We start from the raw sequence: 19414 nt of genomic DNA on the forward strand, positions 1-19414 counted from the left end.
ATACAACAAGACGAATGAACCAAGCGATTTATACACGAATTATTCAATTTTTGCGTTAAACCCTTGCAACTTACTGCAGTCCAACACTTAAACTTTAACTCATGAATACCCCAATCACTTTTATACTAGCATTATTAGTTTTCGGTTTTACGAGTTGCTCGAAAGAAACTAATGACGACAACCTCACTGACGAAGATCAAATTGAAGAAATGGATGATGTACCCGAAGTAGAGGAGAACGACACGGCCGTTTACTTCCCTCCCATTGATTCAGATACATGGGAACAAGCAACCATGACCGAATTGGACTGGGATGAAGCCGCAGAACAACCGTTACTTGACTTTTTAGAAGAGAATAACACCAGGAGTTTTATCATAATGCATGAGGGTAAAATCGTAATTGAAGCATATTTTAACGAACATTTAGCCACAAGCCCATGGTATTGGGCTAGCGCAGGTAAAACCTTGACCTCAACCACTGTTGGCATTGCGCAGGATGAGGGTTTTCTGAACATTAATGACAAGGTTTCTGATTACTTAGGAGCAGCCTGGACCAGTGTTTCTTCCGAGAAGGAGGATCTAATTACCAATAAACATCTGCTTGCAATGGATTCGGGGCTCGATGATAGTTTAGGGGATGCTGTTTCACCAAGCAACTTACAATATGTTGCTGACGCCGGAACAAGGTGGGCTTATCATAACGTCTATGTAAAATTGCAAGATGTTGTGGCGGCAGCCAGCAATCAAAGCTGGTCTGAATATTTCAATTCGAGGCTCAGAGATAAAATCGGAATGACAGGCACATGGCTTGAATCGGGGGAGGATTTAAGTGTTTATTGGAGCAACACCCGAAGTATGGCTCGATTTGGCCTACTTATTTACGCTAATGGGAAATGGAAAAACGAGCAAATCATTTCAGAGGCTTTCTTAGAAGAAGCCACAAATAGCTCTCAAGATATCAATTTATCTTATGGTTATCTGTGGTGGCTAAACGGCAAAGACTCGTACGGCTTACCTCAGACCCAACTCAAATTTAATGGCCCATTGGTGCCTAATGCTCCTGTTGATATGTATTCCGCCCTAGGAAAAAACGATCAGAAAATATACGTTGTCCCCAGTAAAAAATTAGTAATAGTACGTATGGGAGATGCTGCTGACGATAGCAACTTTGCATTGTCAAGCTTTGACAATGCCCTTTGGGCAAAAGTCAACGCACTGATTAATTAGATTTGTCCGCCTTGTTACTATCAACGGATTGCAACAACAAAACTTCTTCCAAAAACCGAATCGTTTCTTGTTTCACCGACTCAAAATCTTTTGAAGTGATATGAGAAGTCATAACATGGTCGTTAACGTTAGGAAAGGCTACCTTTCGTTTTAGATTCGCATCAACGCCCAATTGGTCATACATTTCCAGCAAGGCTGGCACGGACACCACATCGTCTTGTTCTTCCTCGTTTTTGTAGTAATAACCTAGGAATGTAGGTTGCTTTACTTTGGCAAAAACTTCAGGCCGCATCGTTTCATCCATGAGCGCTTGCAACTGTGTCAATGCCTCCAAACGGTATTTAGTCGTCCAATAGTTTTGCTTGATAGCATCTGCTTCAAATTGGTGGTAGTCAGTTCCAGTAACCGCTTTGGCTAACTGAATACCCCATGGCCCTGACAATAATTTGGCAGACCCATCTCGCAGTTCAATATTTGGAGAATAGAGAAGAAGTCCTTCGATTTCAACATGCCAATGCGCTAAGTACAGTGCAAGTGTTCCTCCGGTAGAAGTGCCCAATACAATCACTTTCTCACCCAGCCGTTTGGCAACGGCCAAAGCCTCTTTAGCCGAATCGAACAAGGCTGTGGCGGTTAAATTAAGCATTGCCTCATCTTCTTGAAGACCATGCCCCGCCAAACGAGGTAGATAGACATTCGCCCCATATCTCCTGCCTAATTGTTCATGAAGCGGTGCACCTTCCTCTTGGCTAGCAGACCATCCATGTAGGTATACAAAAGCATATTCTGTTTTTCTAGGAATTGAATCATACCAAAGTATTCGCGCTTCGTTATCGGGTCTTATTTTGGCGACGGCTGCCTCTTTCTGCTTGATGCTTTTGTCAAGTAAGCGTAGATTTTCGGTGATTTCTGGAAGTTCAGGTCTCAAATCAGGTTGCTCCACCTTGGGGCCTAAAATATATACCAGTAATAGCAGCGCCAACAGCACTAGTAGTCCTTTAAAAAATACTTTGATAAAACGCATTTTTGAGAATCAATTAGTTTTTATACGCTTGGGGTATTACCCTAGCCTGGGTAGCTTTTTCAAATGCAGCACCCAACCGAAGTAGCGCTGCTTCTTTGAATGGCTTGGCGATAAAAGTTAAACTAATCGGTTCACCAGAGGCTTTATACCCCATCGGAACCGCTAGGGCAGGATATTTGGCAACAGCAGCATAACCCGCATGGTAATTGTTAATTGACAGCACTGCATCTAGCTGGTGCTTGTCTAAAGCCATATCAAAAAAGTGCCTCCCATTTTTTTCTAAAGTAGATTTGATTTTTTCCAATTCCTCGGTGGTTGTAGTATCTGCCAATATACCCTCAAACCGCACTTGACCATAAGGCACTCGAAGCAAGGAGTCAGCATTATTGAAAGCAACTGCATCGGAAACTGATTTAATCTTTACGGTATTTTTACTTTTTATCTGTGTTCGCAAATATTCTGGAAGGTCATTGCGCATATCGATATTCAAGATGCTCAAGAAACCATCCATAGTAACTTCGGCAGGAGTGAATTCTATTATTTCAGCTCCTAATTGCTTTAATTTTTCGATTGTAGTTCTGTAGATGGAATCACTTTCAAGTAAGGGTTTCATTGCCCCAAGTCGCATATCAGTAAACGCTGTTGGATGTATGCCTGCGGAAATAATTCCGGGGAATCGCTCTTCGATTGATTTTGCATCAAGAGTATCTTTTCCCGTCATGGCGGATAGTAAAATCGCATTGTCGATTACATTTTTGGTCATAGGACCCGGAGTATCTAATGTGCTTGAAATAGGAACGATACCTGTTCTGCTCAACAGGCCGATTGTGGGTTTCAGCCCAACAACTGAATTTTGACCACTAGGTGATAATATTGAACCAGAGGTTTCGGTACCAACTGCCGCTACTGCATAGTTGGCCGCTGTCGCCGCTCCACTACCGGCACTAGAACCACCGGTGTCGAAAACAAGCCTTCTATATGGATTCAAGGTCTGACCACCAACAGCACTTTGACCGTTGGGACAATTGCATAAAAAATTAGCCCACTCACTTAGATTTACCTTACCTAAAATCAAAGCACCGTTTTCTTTTAGACGCTCTACGATGAACGCATCCTCTACTTCGTTGTCTATCAAAGCAATGGCACCTGCAGTGGTATGCATACCTGAAGTATTGATGTTGTCTTTAAGTACAATAGGCATTCCGTAAATAGGATGTTTGATATCCAATCCTTCTGCTATGGCTTTGTCTTTTTTGCGTGCTTCGTCAACTACTTTCTCATTTAATGCGATTACTGTGTTCAAAGTTGTTGCATTGTTCAACTCGTATTTATAAATACGATATAAATAGAAGCGTACTAGCTTTTCATAGGTCAACTTTGCGTTCGCTATATGGTCTTGTAAGGTGTATATATTCTGTTCTAAAATAAGCGGTTTCAACGCTTCATATTCCGAATCAGATAGTTTCGAAACTTCATCATACAAGGGTAAAAAGACTTCATTTTTGTTCAACACTTTCGATTGAATGAATTTGAACCGCATACGTTCAGATTTATGGTCTGCGTTGGCTGCCACCTCTGCCGAATCATTGTAAGGCTGCCATAAAACGACATCTTCTTTTTCAACTTGAGGTTGTTCTTTGCAGGCGAAAGCAAAGAGCAGTACGAGAATCAAAATCAAATTTTTCATAGATTGTAAGATAGCTTAGTTATTCTTCTTCTAATTTCCTTTCCAAAGATCAATGTTCGTTTGATTCATAGGCACCACATTGTCTTTGTCTTGTACTGCTGACAGGTCAAGGGAATTTTGTGCTGATGCAATAGCTGATCTATAGTTTTGTTGAGTTGAAGCTATACACTAAAAAACGAATCTACAAACTCGTGTTTATTAAAGACTTGAAGATCTTCAATACCTTCCCCAACACCAATATACTTTACAGGAATTTGAAACTGATCTGAAATACCAATAACAACCCCGCCCTTGGCCGTACCGTCTAATTTTGTAACCGCCAATGAAGTTACTTCAGTAGCCTTAGTGAATTGCTTAGCCTGCTCAAAAGCATTTTGGCCGGTAGAACCATCTAATACCAAAAGAACATCATGTGGGGTATCTTCGACGACCTTTTGCATGACCCTCTTAATTTTGGAAAGTTCGTTCATCAAGTTGACTTTGTTGTGAAGCCTTCCAGCCGTATCGATAATAACCACGTCAGCATCTTGGTTAACAGCAGAACTCAAAGTATCAAAAGCGACCGACGCCGGATCACTTCCCATTTTTTGCTTTACAATAGGAACATCAACACGATCGGCCCAAACTTGTAATTGGTCGATGGCAGCTGCGCGAAACGTATCACCAGCCCCCAAGACAACTTTTAGTCCTTGTTGTTTAAACTGGTATGCCAACTTTCCTATGGTTGTGGTTTTACCTACTCCATTAACCCCAACGACCATAATGACATAGGGTTTAGTGTCTTTTGGAATACTGAAATCGACATCTTCGCCAAGATGGGTTTCGGAAAGTAGCCCGGCAATCTCCTCTCGCAAAATAGCGTTTAGCTCATCGGTACCTACATATTTGTCTTTTGCGGCTCTTGCTTCTATACGCTCGATAATTTTTAAGGTGGTGTCTACCCCTACATCAGAGGAAACCAGCACTTCCTCCAAATTATCAAGAACGTCATCATCTACTTTTGACTTACCCGCGACGGCCTTAGTCATCTTCGAGAAAAAACTCGTTTTTGTTTTCTCCAATCCTTTATCTAAGGTTTCCTTTTTCTTAGAGGAAAATATGTTTTTAAATAAACTCATAGTGTTTTAATCGCCTTTTTTCAAAGATAGAGAACTTGAGGGTAATTTTGTTATCTGTAATTCGTAAAAGGGCTAGGAAAACGTATAGATAAATCTTGACAGACCAACGTTTTTGATTTGGTTACATGACAAAAAAAAGCCCCTTTCTTTCGAAAGAGGCTTTACCACCAATACTGGCGTCTATTATTTCTTAGCAATCCAATCGTTCACCCTTTCCGGTGCCATAACGGATTCAACAAAGGTATAAGCCCCACTTTTTGGAGATTTTACCATTTTGATAGCCTTCGTTAATCTTTTTGAACTTGTTTGTAAACTTGCTACGGTTTTCTTTGCCATGACTACATCTATTTTTTGCCATTTCCGCTAGGGCGGAAATTATTTTATCTCTTTGTGAACGGTCATTCTCTTTAAGATCGGATTGAATTTTTTGATTTCCATCCTTTCTGGAGTGTTCTTCTTATTCTTGGTAGTGATGTAACGTGAAGTTCCTGGCTGGCCAGACTCTTTATGCTCAGTACACTCTAAAATTACCTGAATTCTATTTCCCTTTTTTGCCATTGTAATCTAATTTTTTTGGATTATTTCAACATCCCCTGTGCTTTCGCCTCTTTCAAAACAGCCGAAATACCCTTTTTATTGATTGACTTTAAGGCCTTAGCGGAAACTTTTAAAGTTATCCAACGGTCTTCCTCCGGAATATAAAAACGCTTCTTAGAAAGGTTTACGTTAAATCTTCTTCTCGTTTTGTTGATCGAGAAGGAAACATTGTTTCCGAACATCGCCTTTTTCCCCGTAATTTCACAAACTTTTGACATTGCGCTGATTTTTTTAAACAGGATGCAAATTTATATCTTTTTTACGGTTCGAACAAAATTCTAATTCAGAATTTTAAAATTTCTTTTTGAAGTAGCTCAAAAGCTTTATTCACAGACTTTTGCACAACTCTTTCGCGATGGTTACCCATCATAAATTCATGCGCAAAAACCCCTTTTGGAGTGGCGATAGCGATGTAGACCGTACCCACATCGGCTTCTGAGTCACCTTTAGTTGGCCCAGCATTGCCGGTTGTGGCAATTGCAAAGTCTGTTTTTAGTAATTCTTGAACATTTTCAGCCATCGCTAAGGCTACCTCCTTGCTTACCACAGAATGTTTTTCAATTAGGTCACGAGGTACTTTTAATACTTCTATTTTTGTTTCTGTAGCATAACTCACCACACTCCCTTTAAAATAAGAAGATGCACCGGGTATTGCCGTTATCCGCTGGGCGACTTTACCGCCCGTAAAGCTTTCGGCAGTGGCTAGAGTAAACCCTTTTGAAGTAATTAATTTTGCAACAACCTCTTCAAGCGTTTCTTCATCTTCAATACCGTAAATAATAGCTCCAATCAGTGGGTGAAGTTTTTGCATCTCTTCTTCTACCTTGCGCGCCAATAAATCCTTATCCGTTCCTTTGGCCGTAAGCCGCAAACGTACTTTTCCCAAATTTGGCAGATACGCCAACTTGATAAACGAAGGTAAATTGTTCTCCCAATCCTCAATTTTTTCAGCGATAGCGCTTTCCCCAAGTCCATAAGTGACCAACGTCCTATGCAGAATATACGGGCGCTCGAATTCGTCCATTAGCTTCGGAATGACGGCATTTTTAATCAGATTCTTCATCTCAAAAGGAACGCCTGGGAGCGATACAAAAACCGTATCACCTTCTTTCATCCACATTCCGGGTGCCGTACCATATGCATTGTGTAATGCAATAGCCTTGGAGGGAATTAAAGACTGATCTCTATTGATTTCAGAGATTTTAGTGGTTGTAATGTACTTTTTGAAAAGCGTTTCGATATGCATCAAAACATCTGGATTTCTAACCAAGGTATCATCAAAGTATTCGCAAAAGGTATGTTTTGTGATATCATCTTTGGTTGGCCCTAAACCACCAGTAACTATAATAACTTGAGCTCGACCTTTGGCCTCATCGAGTGCCTTCAAAATGTGCTTGCGTTCGTCTTGAACAGAAGTAATTTGATAAATGGAAACTCCAATTTTATTAAGTTCCTTAGCTATGAAAGCGGAATTAGTGTCGACAATTTGGCCAATGAGAATCTCATCGCCAATCGTAATGATTTCTGCTAACATGATAATGTAATAGTAAATTACAGATTGAAATCCTTTCTGAGTTCCGAAACTACTTGGTCAATGTCTTTCTTCAAACTTGGAAAAATATTTTGAATCTCAGACATGTTCGCTTCACTCTTGCCCAAAGTTTCGATTTCCAAGGCTGCAGCGCGGGTTTGTTCCATACCTAACAAATCAACGTTAGGTTTTATTTTGTGGGCCAACTGATATACCTGCTCGTAATTGCTTGTATTCAAGGCATGTTCAAGACCTTCTAAGTCTTGCGGAACTTCTTCTAAAAAAACCGAGATCACAGAATTGATGAAATCTTCATCTCCATCAGCCATCTCATTGATCTTGTCTAAACTGTATATCATTACTTGATTTTAACGGTAAATAATTCTTGACCCTCCAATACGCCCGAAAGATAGTCATTTACCTCTATTTTACCAACCCCAGCGGGGGTTCCCGTAAAAATAATATCTCCTTTTTTTAGCATAAAAAATTTGGAAACGTAGGAAATCAGCGCATCAATCTTCCACAACATTAGACTGGTATTGCCCTTCTGGACCTCCACCCCATTTTTAAAAAGTGAAAAACTTAAATCATTTAAATCATTAAAACTTGAGACATTTAGCCATTTTCCTACAACAGCAGCACCGTCAAACCCTTTTGCCTTCTCCCATGGGAGTCCTTTACCCTTTAATTCTGTTTGTAAATCACGTGCCGTGAAATCGATTCCCAATCCTATTTCGCTATAATACTTGTGCGCAAACTTTTTATCGATATGCTTGCCCACTTTTTCAATCCTTACCAAAACCTCAACTTCATAGTGTATCTCGTTTGAAAATTCAGGAATATAAAACGCTTGTTGTTTAGGAAGTACTGCCGAATCAGGCTTAATAAAAACAACAGGTTCGTCGGGGCGCTCATTTTCAAGCTCTTCTATATGATCTGTATAATTACGGCCTATGCAAATAATTTTCATCCTATCAAATTTCAAGTTCAAATATTAAGTTTACCATATCTAGCGTTACAACAATGCCCTTAGCAGGAGTCGAAACTCAGTGCCTAACTTACTACCCAAAAGCCTTCAGGCAGTCAAAATTATCTGGGCGATACACCATACTTTATATTCTCTTTCTTAACTAATCTATGTTACCAATTTCGTTCAATGGCTACTGCTTTTTCAACTTCAAACTTACCGCTGGAATGAAGTTTTGGGTGTTATTTTTTGACCGTACTTGAAAGTCAGTCCATTCTCCCATACCATAAACCATGACTTTATAGTTTTGATTTTGGGTATATACGCCACTAAAGGTAGGTGCAAATCGATCTTCTAGCGTCTTTGCATTCGTCAAAGGGTTAATTTCCTTTTTAACATACCAATTACTGGGTACGAACAACCATTCTAGGCCAATATAGACACCATCTCGAGGTAATTCCATAGCAAGCGCTGCAAGATCGAGAGAAACGTAATCTTTGTCAACGCTGTGCTCCAGTACTATACTTTTACGCAATAAGTCTCTGTTGGGCCTTTTTGTTTCTGAATCTACATCATAAATACGTACCCTAAATTTGGCCGATGAGCGCTTAAAGTTTTTGTTTTTACTTAAAAATACGGTGAGCTTGTCTATATACTTCTTTTGAGCGCCGATATTCGGAAAGTAGGTTGCTAAAACCCATGGAGTTAAAGACGAAGAAAAGCCGCTAGTTAGACTATAACTTTGTATCGGATTTAAGACATCGGAATTTCCAAAGTTTTCGATGACCACCACCTCATCTAATTTGAATGATTCTTCGACCATATCAATTTTTTTGGAAGTATATAATACCCTTGCATTTACGATGGTATCGTTATAGCCCAAAGATGAAATATGTACCTGTCGGTCAAGTAAATTTATGGGTAAATCTAAAAAAAAGTGACCCTGCTCGTCTGTTGAGGTACCTTTTAAGGTATTCAAAAAACTAAGATTCACGTAGGGAATGGGCTGTTTGGTTTTATGGTCGTATACATGACCTTCAAAAAGCACTTCCTGCGCTTGCAACTGAAAACTAATAAATAGGGAGAACAGAATGGATCGCATTAACCTAACTTGTTATTTAATTTGCTAAGCTTGATTTGCGTTAATACTTTCTTGGTATAGAGCGGAAAATCGGCATTCAATATCCAACTGAAATAACCTGGTTCGCTCTCCAACACATCATGTACCTTCTTACCTTTGTGCTTGCCGAAGGAAAACATTTCATCATCATCTTCATCCCAAACAATAAAGCCGGCAAAATCAACAGTGCGCTTATGGGAAGAAAACTCCGCCAATTTTTTAATGTTATTTTCCAAATTTGGGTAACGGTCCAATTGCGAAAGTAGCACCTCATATGTCGCCATCGTATCAGCCTCAGCACTATGGGCATCAGTCAATTCCTTATCACAGTAAAATTTATACGCGGCAGCCAGCGTTCTCTTTTCCATCTTGTGAAAAATAGTCTGTACGTCAACTGCCACCGTATTTTTCATGTCAAAATCAACATTGGCACGCAGCATTTCTTCAGCGAGTAACGGAATATCAAAACGGTCGGAATTAAATCCCCCTAGATCACTATCCTTTATCATGGCATACACCTCCTTCGATAATGCTTTAAAGGTAGGCTCATTGGCCACCTTGACATCAGTAATACCGTGAATAGCTGAAGAATCAGGCGGGATAGGCATTTCTGGGTTTACCAACCATGTTTTACTTTCCTTATTTCCGTTAGGGTATATTTTCAAAATCGATATTTCAACAATACGATCTTTTGCGACATTGACACCTGTGGTTTCTAAATCAAAAAAACAAATTGGCCGAGTCAGCTTTAATTCCATCTTCTGTGTTTGTTTGCTACAAAGATAATTAGAAGGATGGTTATTTTGTTTTAAGTTTACCTAAATTACAAGAACAGTAAGCCAATTATGAACTATTTCTTAGCGTTCCTTATTTCTGTTGTGTTGGTCTCCTGCGCTTCAACTCGGCAATCGCTACTATCGTACAGTGCAAATTCAGAAGCCATAGCCGAATTTAACGAAGGTTGGGTACAGCTAATGGATGAAAGAAACTTGGATGCAAGCCGTTTGAAAAGAAAAATAGATGCAGCTATTCAAAAGCAAAACCGATCTAGTTCAATCGGTATACAGTAGCAAAGGTATTGGCTTGAATTGTAAAGCTTCCCGAGTCAGACAGCGCGCTCAGCATGCTCTTTATCGTGTCATACAAAGCGTTAGAACCATACAAATCAACCATGGAAGTATATTGCTCTTTCACTGATAATAGGAGATGCGTTAAGTCTTTAGTTGCAATTTGTATTTGAACTCTCTCAGATGATTTGTCAATCTTGGTAATTTGATGCGTATCTAAACCTGAAAAATCTTCGGTATGACTGTAAGTGAGGAGAGAATCGCCTCGGGTATCAAAACCTATTTTAGTTAGAATATCATCTAAAAGCAATTCAAAGTCATAAACTATTACCATACAGTTCTCGCTGCCAACGCGAACGATTTCATCTAATAATTGTTGTGATTTGGCATACCACAACGAACCTGCCAGTGTTATGATATCGAAAGTATTATCTTGGCATGCAAAATGTTTTTTATCGAAGAGCGTATAATTGACCTTGGAGTGGGCGATTGCCCTGCTAATCATCTCAGGGCTTGGGTCAATGGCGATAACGCTTTGGCAAAATTCGGCAAGTGCTATTGCCGATTGCCCCGTTCCGCAGCCAATATCAAGTCCGGCGTTGTACTGGGTACTACTTAAATATCTTCTTAGAATTTCAACATGCAACGAAGGTCTATACGACGCGTAATGCAAAGCGGAAATAGCATCATAATCGTTGGTCATTTGGAATGAGAAAAAAGCCAAGGTAACAAATCGGGTTCTGCAAAGGCATTCTCCCAGCTGTTGTGGTTGACACCTTCGTAGGTGGTAAATTTGGCCTCGACACCTTGCTGTTGGAGCGCATTAACCATATTGACAGAATGCTGATAATCAACCACCACATCGGCATCACCGTGAAAAAACCACCATTTGGTATTTGTCAATTGTGGAGCGGTATCAGGGTGAGCCCCACCACAAATAGCAAAAGCAGCGGCAAACATATTGGGATTTCTTCGCACCAGTTCTAAAGTGCCCATTCCACCCATAGACAATCCTCCCACATACATGCTGTTTTCGTCAATTTTAAATTTATGCTTCAGTTCGGGTATCAATGCCTGAAGCATTTGCATGGCTTGCGTAGGTTCACCATCAGCTGAAAATGTAAAGTTAAAGGAGGTCAATACTCGCTCTCGTTTAACATTGCTCCAATAACTTTCTTCAGGACATTGCGGAAATACAACTATAGCATCAAACTTATCGCGTATTTCCTTCTTTAAGAATAAATTCGCACCGTGAGTGAGTTGCGCTTTATTGTCGTTTCCTCGCTCACCAGCGCCGTGCAATACCAAAACCAATGGATAGCTTCTGGTCGTATCATAATTTTCAGGCAAAAGCACCCTATATGGCAATATACCAGAGGTATCTTTGAATTCATAGCTTTCAAAGGCAACGGTCTCCTTGCCCAGATCTGAGCGACAAGACGTTATAGCTAAGAAAATAAAAACAAGGAATATCGCGCGTATCATAGAGCTTTAAATAGTGCTCTAAAGATAGCAAAAGAAGATTGAAAATTACAGCTCGCGATTAATATCCCAAGCTTCGAGGTAATCGGCAACGGCTTTTGCAAACATACTACCCAAAGCCCCATTAACCACACGATGGTCATAGCTATGTGAAATATACATCTTACTTCTAATTCCAATAAAATCACCTTCACTGGTTTCAATGACCGCTGGTATTTTTCGAATTGCTCCGAGAGCCAAGATACCCACTTGGGGTTGATTGATAATAGGAGTACCAAAAACACTTCCGAATGTACCCACATTGGTAACCGTATAGGTTCCGTCTTGAATTTCGTCTGGTTTTAATTTGTTCTCCCTTGATCGTGAGGCTAGGTCGTTTACCACTTTCGCCATTCCCACCAGATTCAGTTGGTCTGCATTTTTGATGACGGGAACAATAAGATTTCCATCAGGCAGCGCCGCTGCCATTCCAATATTGATGTTTTTTTTCTTAATGACTGTATCTCCATCCAAAGAAATGTTCATCATTGGATATTTTTTCAAGGCTTTGGCCACAGCCTCCATAAAAATTGGAGTAAACGTAAGCTTCTCTCCCTCGCTTTTCTCGAAAGCGTCTTTTGTCTTATTGCGCCAATTCACAACATTGGTTACATCAACCTCTATAAAACTCTGAACATGTGCTGAGGTAGACACGCTATCAACCATATGCTTGGCAATGAGTTTACCCATTCTAGTCATTTCGATAACCTCATCACCTCCGGTGGCCTGAACTCTAGTAACCTGATTAGAGGTTGTAGCAGATTTAGTATGGGCCGTTGGTTCTTCGGTAGCTACCTGTATAGGTTCAGATTCAATCGGTGACGCAATGGCTTTCGCAACTGGTGCTGAAGTAGCATCGTGCCCATTGGCAACAAAAGCCAATATGTCATTTTTTGTAACTCTACCTTCTTTACCAGTTCCCGGAATAGTATCTAGTGTGGCTATTGAAATGCGCTCGTGCTTCGCAATATTCTTCACCAAAGGAGAATAAAAACGCTCCGTTGCGCTATAGTCTTGACGCGGCGTAGCAACGGTCTCCTTGGCAACTTGTACAGTTTCTTCAACAGCGGCCAAAGTTTCCTCTGGTACCGCTGCGGCTTTTGTGATCTTTGTAGCCTCAGCCTCACCTTCGGTTTCAATTATAGCAACTGTTTGGCCTACTTTAATGATATCATCAACATCAAACAATTTTTCAATTAAAACGCCCTCAACTTCACTTGGAACTTCAGAATCTACCTTATCGGTGGCAATCTCAAATATAGCCTCATCCATCTCAATGGCTTCTCCTACTTCCTTTAACCAAGTTGTCAATGTTGCCTCTGCAACACTCTCTCCCATTCGTGGTAATTTCAGTTCAAACTTTGACATATTGCTATTTAGACTGCTGTTTTACTCTTATTTTTTGCAAAAATATTAAAATAATCATCTGATCATTAAATTTATTGCATTTTTTAACAACTCTTTAGTTGGCTTTCAAGGATCCTTCAAAAGGAATTCTATTTAAAATACTCCGTCCTAGGGTGACCTCATCTGCGTACTCTAATTCGTCTCCTACGGCAATACCCCGCGCTATAGTCGAAGTACTGATGGCTAGTCCCTCTAGTTGCTTGTAAATATAGAAATTGGTAGTGTCACCCTCCATCGTTGAGCTTAACGCAAAAATAAGCTCCTTTATTTTTCCTTCTTTAGCTTTACTAACCAAAGAGCGAATGGTCAAATCTTGAGGTCCGACTCCTTCCATTGGGGAAATTTTACCCCCCAAAACGTGATACAATCCTTTGAATTGCCCTGTATTTTCAATAGCCATTACATCTCTGATATCTTCCACGACACAAACTATGCTTTCATCACGTTTCGGATTAGCACAGATCTCGCACAATTCAATATCAGATATATTATGGCAACTCGAGCAAAATTTTACGGTAGTTCGAAGCATCTCCAATGCTTTTGATAATCGCTCTGTTTGCTCGTTGGGTTGCTTCAGTAAATGTAAAACCAAACGCAGTGCTGTACGCTTACCGATGCCAGGCAATTGCGACATTTCGTAGACTGCGTTTTCTAAAAGTTTTGAAGAAAAATCCATAAAAGCAAATTTACAATTTTATGGATGTTAAATTCAAAGTTTTACAATCTTTAGATCAGGGTTTGTCAGCTTTCTTTTTTCCTTCCACAAAAATCTGCCATGCATCCGTGGTAAGTTCACTTCCTGTATCTGAGTTGGTGTAGATAATGTAACCCATTTTCAATTTATCGTAAACCTCGAACTGACATTTAAAGTCACCGTTGTTACCCCCATGATAGAAAGTATCGCCATAATCGGTTTTCCGAATAAAAATACCTAGACCGGCTCCTTCGGGTTTGTCTGATACATTCCAATATTCTTTGTTTGATTCTGTATGAATCGTTAAAAACTCTTTATACGTACTTGGTTTTAAACCCTTTCTTTCTAAAATAGCCAAGGCATATTTTGCAAAGGCTTTCGCCTCAGTATGCATACTAAAGGCCATTCCGGCTTCTTGAGGAATATCCCAATTGGAAGGATTGTTGCCAATATGCCCGTCTGACACCACTTTGCGTAAAGATTCGCTATCACTGAATTCCATATGGTAGAGTTCGTTGGGCGCAATTAATTCCTCATCCAATATTTGTTCGATGGGTTTTTTGGTGATTGCAACAACAACACGTTTTAAGTATTCAAACCCCTCACCGGAGTAACCATATTTTTCGCCAGGGATGTTTATCATTTCAATACCCCAGTTTGGAAGCCCAGTGCGATGAATTAATACGTGTCTCGCAGTCATTTTTTTATATTCCGGATATTTTTCAAGTTGTTCAAATGGTAGGTATTCTTGCAATGGTTTATCAAGATCTATTACTCCTTGATCTGCCAGTTTTAATACGGCAAAAGCAAAAACCGGTTTGGTTATGGAAGCGGCCTCAAATAACGTTTTATCATCAACGGCTTCTTGCGTAATTACGTTTTTTACACCGTAGGTTTTATGATAAGCGACTTTTCCCTCTTTTATAAGCGCCAAAGAAACACCCGGAATATTATAATGTTTCCGGTATGCGTTTATGATTTCATCTACTTGGTTTTCCTGTTCTGGTCCAAATTCATGTAGCAATCCGTTCGCCGGAATCAAATCAGGCTCGGGTAGAATTCTGGGAACTAGATTTGGCAAGGGTTCATGACCATTTTTTCTCAACAAAACAGTAAGAGACGCACTGGGCGCCAAGCGAAAGTACCGATATTCGTTTTCGACAACTTTTGTGGGTATTTCAATTTCGTAATCGCCCACCGGTAAAGGCGCCGAATAATTACCCAAAGAATCAACAGCAGTCTGCACCTTCATTTCTTTGTTATCAACCCGGGTAAGACGAACAGTTAGAGGTATGGCATCTAAATGTAGTTCTGAAGTGTCAACTTTCCCTTTTACGAGTGCAATATCTGTTCCAGGATTGACGAAAAGCACATTGCCAAGCCTATCTGGGTTAGCTAATTTCTGTGTGCCTTTTGCCCACGAAACCCAGGTAAAACTATCCCCATTATCTTTATCGAGGGCAACCAAATCAAACCCTAAAGACATACCCGATTTGATTTTTTCGTCTAGGTTGATTTTCCATTCTACGGTCTTACCACTTTTCGTTTTCTTTTTTTTCATTTCAACATTATCCCAATTTTCACCGGCACCATATGCATTTCGATCATTGCCGTATTCGCTATATTGAGTAATGAGGGCGCTAGATTGTAAACCACCTTGATTTAGGTATAGTTCAAGTCCATCTTGATTATTCCAAAAAGAATTTTCAGCGGTTTCCACAACAACTGACTCATCTGAAATGTTCATGGCAACATAAACTTCGTTGAGTTGAGCATTATAACCAATTCTAAAATCAGCTAGAAAATCTTCCCTATTTTCTGGTGCATCTCCTAATTCAGCATTGCTAATGGGATATCGCGCCATGTTATCAGGCCATTCAGACAAATCTCCATCCAAAGTTATTGCGGTCATAGGATAAGCAAAGGCGATGGCGTTGTCGGTAACTACTGGGTAATGGTCGTTTTGGTTTTTGCACGATGTCATCAACACAGCAAAAAATAGGGGAACATAAAAAAAGTTGGAAATACTGGAGGAGTTCAGAAACTTTTTCATGTTGCTTTATTTAGGTTACTTAATATACTATATATTAGAATGACTAGCTAAAAATCAAACTGTTACACTAAAAAAAGTTGTTGTTGCAAAAATGGGATTCGAAAAGGGCATTTTCTGAAGCTGGATAAGTTTTTGTAATTTTCACTGAAATTGATTTGAATGACACCCACCAATATTCTCCTTTTAATAGGCGGCTACTTTCTAGTACTTCTTTTAATCTCCTATTTTACCGGAAAAAACGATTCAAATCTTGATTTTTTTAAAGCCGGAAAATCCTCTCCTTGGTATTTGGTAGCCTTCGGAATGGTGGGAGCTTCGCTATCTGGGGTTACCTTTATTTCAGTTCCTGGATGGATTGAAGCCTCTGAGTTTAGTTACCTGCAAGTGGTATTTGGTTTCTTTTTAGGGTATTTGATCACAGCTTATATTCTTTTACCTATATACTACAAACAAAATGTTACCTCGATCTATGAGTATTTAGATGAACGTTTCGGATGGATGAGCTATAAAGTGGGTGCGGTATCTTTTTTCATATCAAGGGTTTTAGGTGCAGCATTTAGGCTCTTTCTGGTTGCAATTGTACTGCAACAGTTTGTTTTTGAATCTTGGAATGTGCCTTTTGAGCTTACTGTCATCCTTTCCATTTTATTGATCTGGGTATATACTTTTCGAGGAGGAATCAAAACAATAGTCTGGACAGATACCTTGCAAACCTTATTTATGTTAATCTCAGTAGGACTATCGATTTACTTTATCCTTGAGAAACTGGAGTGGAGCTTTGGAGATTTTCTTGTTTCCGATGAATTCAAGCAATACAATCGCGTCATTTTCGCAAACGATTTCTTTGAGAAACAACATTTACTGAAATCGTTTTTCGGGGGAATGTTCGTAACGATTTGTATGACCGGGCTTGACCAAGACATGATGCAGAAGAATCTTACCTGCAAAACTTTAAAAGACGCCCAAAAAAATATGGTCAGCTTTAGCGTAGTATTAGTTATAGTAACTTTTGTATTTATGCTATTAGGGGCCTTACTCTATATTTACGCCGAACGTTTTGAGATAAGCATGCCCTTGATGGATGGCAAACCAAAATCAGATTTGCTCTTTCCAGAAATAGCTTTAAACAGCGGTCTCGGTATAACGGTTGCCATAACTTTTATGTTAGGTCTTATTGCAGCCGCTTACAGCAGCGCTGATAGCGCCTTAACCTCCTTGACAACTTCTTTCTGTGTTGACTTTTTAGGTATTGAAAAGAAACCAAAAGAAAATAGAAAAAGAATAAGAAAAATCACTCATATTGGAATGAGTCTCATGCTGATTCTTGTTGTTATTATTTTCAAGTATGTGCTAAATAGTAATGTAATAGATGGTTTGCTCACGGTGGCTTCGTATACCTACGGTCCGCTTTTAGGATTATTTGCCTTTGGAATTTTCACCAAACATCAACTAAAAGACAAGTATGTCTGGATAGTTGCCCTCGCTTCGGTTTTGATCATTATTTTCTTAGGAAAAATTCCACCTGAGCGTTTAGGAGGGTACGTTTTTGGATATGAACTTTTACCACTAAACGGACTTTTAACCTTCTTCGGATTATGGATAATACGCCAAAAAAAGCCAGCGATAGCATAGGCTATCACATCGATAAAAGGACTAAAAACCTAGATAAAAGTTTTTTGATTATGTTAAAGTTGTATAAGAAAATTCGTCACTATAACGTTTTACCAATTAGTATTGACCAGTAGACAAAAGAACCAAAGTACAAGCTATTTCAACTTCTATCTCGTTGTCTTTAAGTATTTTATACAATTCTTGATTTTCAGTTCCGGGATTAAATATTACCCGCTTAGGATTAATTTTCAGAAAACCCCCATAATATTCAGTTTGTCGTGCTGCGCCTATATAAAGTGTTATAGTGTGTATGTTTTGAAAATCGTTTAAGTTTGTCTTAACTTGCAGGCCCCTGATTTTGCCAGCTTTTAAACCAAAAGCTTCAGTTTCTATGTTATGGTCCAAGAGCCGATTGACGACCAAGTTACTATAACGATTCGATTTTAGGGATGCACCAAAAACAAGTGTTTTTTTCATTTGTTATGAAATAGTGTTAAAGTTCTATTAGACTGTAATTATTTTAAGTTATAAGTGTCTTTACAGTGAATAAGAGCAATAGAAAATAGTAAGAATTTAGTTGTTGATGATACTATATGTTTATAGTTAATGGTTAGTGTTTAGTATAGTTGACTCGATGACAGAAACCCCGGCCTTTGGTCGGGGTTTTGTTTTATCTCGAAGCAGCACTGTTTACCACCGCATAATAATACTTCCCCAAGTGAAGCCACTACCAAATGCAGCTAAAACTACCAAATCACCTTCCTTTATTTTTTGTTGTTCCCAAGCTTCGGTCAGCGCAATGGGTATTGAAGCCGCCGTAGTATTGCCGTAGCTCATGATGTTGTTGAAGACTTGGTTGTCTGAAAGACCAAATTTTTTCTGAATAAACTGTGATATGCGCAAATTAGCCTGATGCGGTATTAACATGTCGATAGCCGTCGGAGGCAAATTGTTAGCCTCAAGGCCCTCAATAATTACTTCACTAAAGCGCACTACCGCATTCTTAAATACAAATTGGCCATTCATATGAGGTAAGTACGACTCATCATTAGGATTATTATCAGCTATAATTTCATTAACCCAACGACTACCCATACCTGGAGCAATCAAAGAGAGTTCCTCGGCATGCTCACCTTCTGAATGCAAATGAGACGATAGAATTCCCTTTGTATTATCCTCCTCCCTGGTCAAAATGGCAGCTCCTGCTCCATCTCCAAAAATCACTGAGACTCCTCTACCACGTGTGGTCATGTCTAATCCCTTAGAATGAATCTCCGAGCCTATGACCAAAATATTTTTATACATACCGCTCTTGATGTATTGGTCGGCAACCGATACCGCATATACAAAACCAGAACATTGGTTTCGCACATCTAATGCACCAACGGTTTTAATACCTAAATCGCGCTGAACCAAAACCCCAGGGCCAGGAAAGTAATAATCGGGGCTGAGGGTCGCAAAAATTATAAAATCAATATCGTCTTTATTGATTCCTGCCCGATCGATGGCAATTTTGGCAGCTTTCACTCCCATCGAAGTTGTGGAGTTGCCATCATCTTTGGTTACATGTCTGCGCTCTTTGATTCCCGTTCGCTCCTGAATCCAAGCATCACTTGTTTCCATCACTTTAGATAAGTCATCATTTGTTACTACGTTTTCAGGAACGTAGTAGCCCAGTCCCACTATTTTTGAATTGTACATTGTGTTCTGAATTTCTATTTCTGATTAGTTTCGTCAAATGCAATACCATGCAAGGTAATAATTGACAAACATTGAGCAAACATTTGGTAA

At 39.6% G+C, this 19414-nt stretch carries 21 protein-coding genes; 3 read left to right on the top strand and 18 right to left on the bottom strand.

Annotated features, from left to right (window positions below; all coding sequences use genetic code 11):
* Positions 1–101: 101 nt before the first annotated feature.
* Positions 102–1226: a serine hydrolase gene (locus tag ABJN95_RS06210; protein ID WP_348369344.1), complete on the top strand. Its 1125-nt coding sequence runs from the start codon at positions 102–104 to the stop codon at positions 1224–1226.
* Here ABJN95_RS06210 and ABJN95_RS06215 read toward each other — a convergent pair.
* The 11 genes from ABJN95_RS06215 to ABJN95_RS06265 form a co-directional block, all read right to left on the bottom strand.
* On the bottom strand, positions 1219–2250 hold the full coding sequence (locus tag ABJN95_RS06215; RefSeq protein WP_348369346.1) for an alpha/beta fold hydrolase: 1032 nt from the start codon (positions 2248–2250) through the stop codon (positions 1219–1221). The genes ABJN95_RS06210 and ABJN95_RS06215 overlap by 8 nt on opposite strands.
* A gap of 13 nt (positions 2251–2263) precedes the next feature.
* Positions 2264–3937, bottom strand: a complete 1674-nt coding sequence (locus ABJN95_RS06220) for an amidase family protein (protein ID WP_348369347.1) — start codon at positions 3935–3937, stop codon at positions 2264–2266.
* A 161-nt stretch (positions 3938–4098) separates the two neighbouring features.
* The gene (gene ftsY / locus ABJN95_RS06225) at positions 4099–5055 is read right to left on the bottom strand and encodes a signal recognition particle-docking protein FtsY (RefSeq protein WP_348369349.1); all 957 of its coding nucleotides are present in this window, start codon (positions 5053–5055) and stop codon (positions 4099–4101) included.
* Between the two features lie 183 nt (positions 5056–5238).
* The gene (locus ABJN95_RS06230; protein ID WP_348369351.1) at positions 5239–5391 is read right to left on the bottom strand and encodes a DUF4295 domain-containing protein; all 153 of its coding nucleotides are present in this window, start codon (positions 5389–5391) and stop codon (positions 5239–5241) included.
* Positions 5392–5430: 39 nt separating this feature from the next.
* Entirely contained in the window at positions 5431–5613 is a 183-nt protein-coding gene (rpmG, locus tag ABJN95_RS06235; RefSeq protein WP_099574372.1) for a 50S ribosomal protein L33, read from the bottom strand.
* A 20-nt stretch (positions 5614–5633) separates the two neighbouring features.
* Positions 5634–5870 (bottom strand): 50S ribosomal protein L28, encoded by a 237-nt coding sequence (gene rpmB, locus ABJN95_RS06240; RefSeq protein WP_348369353.1) that lies wholly within the window; start codon positions 5868–5870, stop codon positions 5634–5636.
* 65 nt (positions 5871–5935) lie between these two features.
* Positions 5936–7186: a competence/damage-inducible protein A gene (locus ABJN95_RS06245; protein ID WP_348369355.1), complete on the bottom strand. Its 1251-nt coding sequence runs from the start codon at positions 7184–7186 to the stop codon at positions 5936–5938.
* A 17-nt stretch (positions 7187–7203) separates the two neighbouring features.
* On the bottom strand, positions 7204–7542 hold the full coding sequence (locus ABJN95_RS06250) for an Hpt domain-containing protein (protein WP_348369357.1): 339 nt from the start codon (positions 7540–7542) through the stop codon (positions 7204–7206).
* On the bottom strand, positions 7542–8153 hold the full coding sequence (locus ABJN95_RS06255; protein ID WP_348369359.1) for a fumarylacetoacetate hydrolase family protein: 612 nt from the start codon (positions 8151–8153) through the stop codon (positions 7542–7544). Before ABJN95_RS06255 ends, ABJN95_RS06250 begins: the two co-directional genes overlap by 1 nt.
* A gap of 190 nt (positions 8154–8343) precedes the next feature.
* Complete coding sequence (locus ABJN95_RS06260; protein WP_348369361.1) at positions 8344–9252, bottom strand: carboxypeptidase-like regulatory domain-containing protein; 909 nt, start codon at positions 9250–9252, stop codon at positions 8344–8346.
* The gene (locus tag ABJN95_RS06265) at positions 9252–10028 is read right to left on the bottom strand and encodes a 3'-5' exonuclease (RefSeq protein WP_348369363.1); all 777 of its coding nucleotides are present in this window, start codon (positions 10026–10028) and stop codon (positions 9252–9254) included. The genes ABJN95_RS06260 and ABJN95_RS06265 overlap by 1 nt, the downstream gene beginning before the upstream one ends.
* Positions 10029–10115: 87 nt before the next feature.
* Between ABJN95_RS06265 and ABJN95_RS06270 the strand changes: the two genes are divergently transcribed.
* Positions 10116–10340: a hypothetical protein gene (locus ABJN95_RS06270; protein ID WP_348369365.1), complete on the top strand. Its 225-nt coding sequence runs from the start codon at positions 10116–10118 to the stop codon at positions 10338–10340.
* Here the strand turns inward: ABJN95_RS06270 and ABJN95_RS06275 are convergent.
* The 5 genes from ABJN95_RS06275 to ABJN95_RS06295 form a co-directional block, all read right to left on the bottom strand.
* Entirely contained in the window at positions 10318–11040 is a 723-nt protein-coding gene (locus ABJN95_RS06275; protein ID WP_348369367.1) for a class I SAM-dependent methyltransferase, read from the bottom strand. The genes ABJN95_RS06270 and ABJN95_RS06275 overlap by 23 nt on opposite strands.
* Positions 11037–11822 (bottom strand): prolyl oligopeptidase family serine peptidase, encoded by a 786-nt coding sequence (locus tag ABJN95_RS06280; RefSeq protein ID WP_348369369.1) that lies wholly within the window; start codon positions 11820–11822, stop codon positions 11037–11039. Before ABJN95_RS06280 ends, ABJN95_RS06275 begins: the two co-directional genes overlap by 4 nt.
* A 45-nt stretch (positions 11823–11867) precedes the next feature.
* Positions 11868–13226 (bottom strand): dihydrolipoamide acetyltransferase family protein, encoded by a 1359-nt coding sequence (locus tag ABJN95_RS06285; RefSeq protein WP_348369371.1) that lies wholly within the window; start codon positions 13224–13226, stop codon positions 11868–11870.
* 94 nt (positions 13227–13320) lie between these two features.
* A complete protein-coding gene (gene recR / locus ABJN95_RS06290) occupies positions 13321–13941 on the bottom strand; it encodes a recombination mediator RecR (protein ID WP_348369373.1) in 621 nt (206 codons plus the stop codon).
* 55 nt (positions 13942–13996) lie between these two features.
* Entirely contained in the window at positions 13997–16012 is a 2016-nt protein-coding gene (locus ABJN95_RS06295) for a serine hydrolase domain-containing protein (protein WP_348369375.1), read from the bottom strand.
* Positions 16013–16171: 159 nt separating this feature from the next.
* Between ABJN95_RS06295 and ABJN95_RS06300 the strand changes: the two genes are divergently transcribed.
* The gene (locus tag ABJN95_RS06300; protein ID WP_348369377.1) at positions 16172–17644 is read left to right on the top strand and encodes a sodium:solute symporter; all 1473 of its coding nucleotides are present in this window, start codon (positions 16172–16174) and stop codon (positions 17642–17644) included.
* 96 nt (positions 17645–17740) lie between these two features.
* Here ABJN95_RS06300 and ABJN95_RS06305 read toward each other — a convergent pair whose 3' ends face one another.
* Together ABJN95_RS06305 and ABJN95_RS06310 are read right to left on the bottom strand one after the other, a co-directional pair.
* Entirely contained in the window at positions 17741–18100 is a 360-nt protein-coding gene (locus tag ABJN95_RS06305; protein WP_348369379.1) for a CoA-binding protein, read from the bottom strand.
* Positions 18101–18313: 213 nt separating this feature from the next.
* Complete coding sequence (locus ABJN95_RS06310; protein WP_348369381.1) at positions 18314–19324, bottom strand: beta-ketoacyl-ACP synthase III; 1011 nt, start codon at positions 19322–19324, stop codon at positions 18314–18316.
* Positions 19325–19414: the final 90 nt, after the last annotated feature.

It is taken from the genome of Maribacter sp., assembly GCF_039974175.1.
GTDB lineage: Bacteria > Bacteroidota > Bacteroidia > Flavobacteriales > Flavobacteriaceae > Maribacter_C.

Coding starts and splice junctions, on each gene's coding strand:
- ABJN95_RS06210 (WP_348369344.1), top strand. CDS start 102: ATGAATACCCCAATCACTTTTATACTAGCATTATTAGTTTTCGGTTTT.
- ABJN95_RS06215 (WP_348369346.1), bottom strand. CDS start 2,250: ATGCGTTTTATCAAAGTATTTTTTAAAGGACTACTAGTGCTGTTGGCG.
- ABJN95_RS06220 (WP_348369347.1), bottom strand. CDS start 3,937: ATGAAAAATTTGATTTTGATTCTCGTACTGCTCTTTGCTTTCGCCTGC.
- ftsY (WP_348369349.1), bottom strand. CDS start 5,055: ATGAGTTTATTTAAAAACATATTTTCCTCTAAGAAAAAGGAAACCTTA.
- ABJN95_RS06230 (WP_348369351.1), bottom strand. CDS start 5,391: ATGGCAAAGAAAACCGTAGCAAGTTTACAAACAAGTTCAAAAAGATTA.
- rpmG (WP_099574372.1), bottom strand. CDS start 5,613: ATGGCAAAAAAGGGAAATAGAATTCAGGTAATTTTAGAGTGTACTGAG.
- rpmB (WP_348369353.1), bottom strand. CDS start 5,870: ATGTCAAAAGTTTGTGAAATTACGGGGAAAAAGGCGATGTTCGGAAAC.
- ABJN95_RS06245 (WP_348369355.1), bottom strand. CDS start 7,186: ATGTTAGCAGAAATCATTACGATTGGCGATGAGATTCTCATTGGCCAA.
- ABJN95_RS06250 (WP_348369357.1), bottom strand. CDS start 7,542: ATGATATACAGTTTAGACAAGATCAATGAGATGGCTGATGGAGATGAA.
- ABJN95_RS06255 (WP_348369359.1), bottom strand. CDS start 8,153: ATGAAAATTATTTGCATAGGCCGTAATTATACAGATCATATAGAAGAG.
- ABJN95_RS06260 (WP_348369361.1), bottom strand. CDS start 9,252: ATGCGATCCATTCTGTTCTCCCTATTTATTAGTTTTCAGTTGCAAGCG.
- ABJN95_RS06265 (WP_348369363.1), bottom strand. CDS start 10,028: ATGGAATTAAAGCTGACTCGGCCAATTTGTTTTTTTGATTTAGAAACC.
- ABJN95_RS06270 (WP_348369365.1), top strand. CDS start 10,116: ATGAACTATTTCTTAGCGTTCCTTATTTCTGTTGTGTTGGTCTCCTGC.
- ABJN95_RS06275 (WP_348369367.1), bottom strand. CDS start 11,040: ATGACCAACGATTATGATGCTATTTCCGCTTTGCATTACGCGTCGTAT.
- ABJN95_RS06280 (WP_348369369.1), bottom strand. CDS start 11,822: ATGATACGCGCGATATTCCTTGTTTTTATTTTCTTAGCTATAACGTCT.
- ABJN95_RS06285 (WP_348369371.1), bottom strand. CDS start 13,226: ATGTCAAAGTTTGAACTGAAATTACCACGAATGGGAGAGAGTGTTGCA.
- recR (WP_348369373.1), bottom strand. CDS start 13,941: ATGGATTTTTCTTCAAAACTTTTAGAAAACGCAGTCTACGAAATGTCG.
- ABJN95_RS06295 (WP_348369375.1), bottom strand. CDS start 16,012: ATGAAAAAGTTTCTGAACTCCTCCAGTATTTCCAACTTTTTTTATGTT.
- ABJN95_RS06300 (WP_348369377.1), top strand. CDS start 16,172: ATGACACCCACCAATATTCTCCTTTTAATAGGCGGCTACTTTCTAGTA.
- ABJN95_RS06305 (WP_348369379.1), bottom strand. CDS start 18,100: ATGAAAAAAACACTTGTTTTTGGTGCATCCCTAAAATCGAATCGTTAT.
- ABJN95_RS06310 (WP_348369381.1), bottom strand. CDS start 19,324: ATGTACAATTCAAAAATAGTGGGACTGGGCTACTACGTTCCTGAAAAC.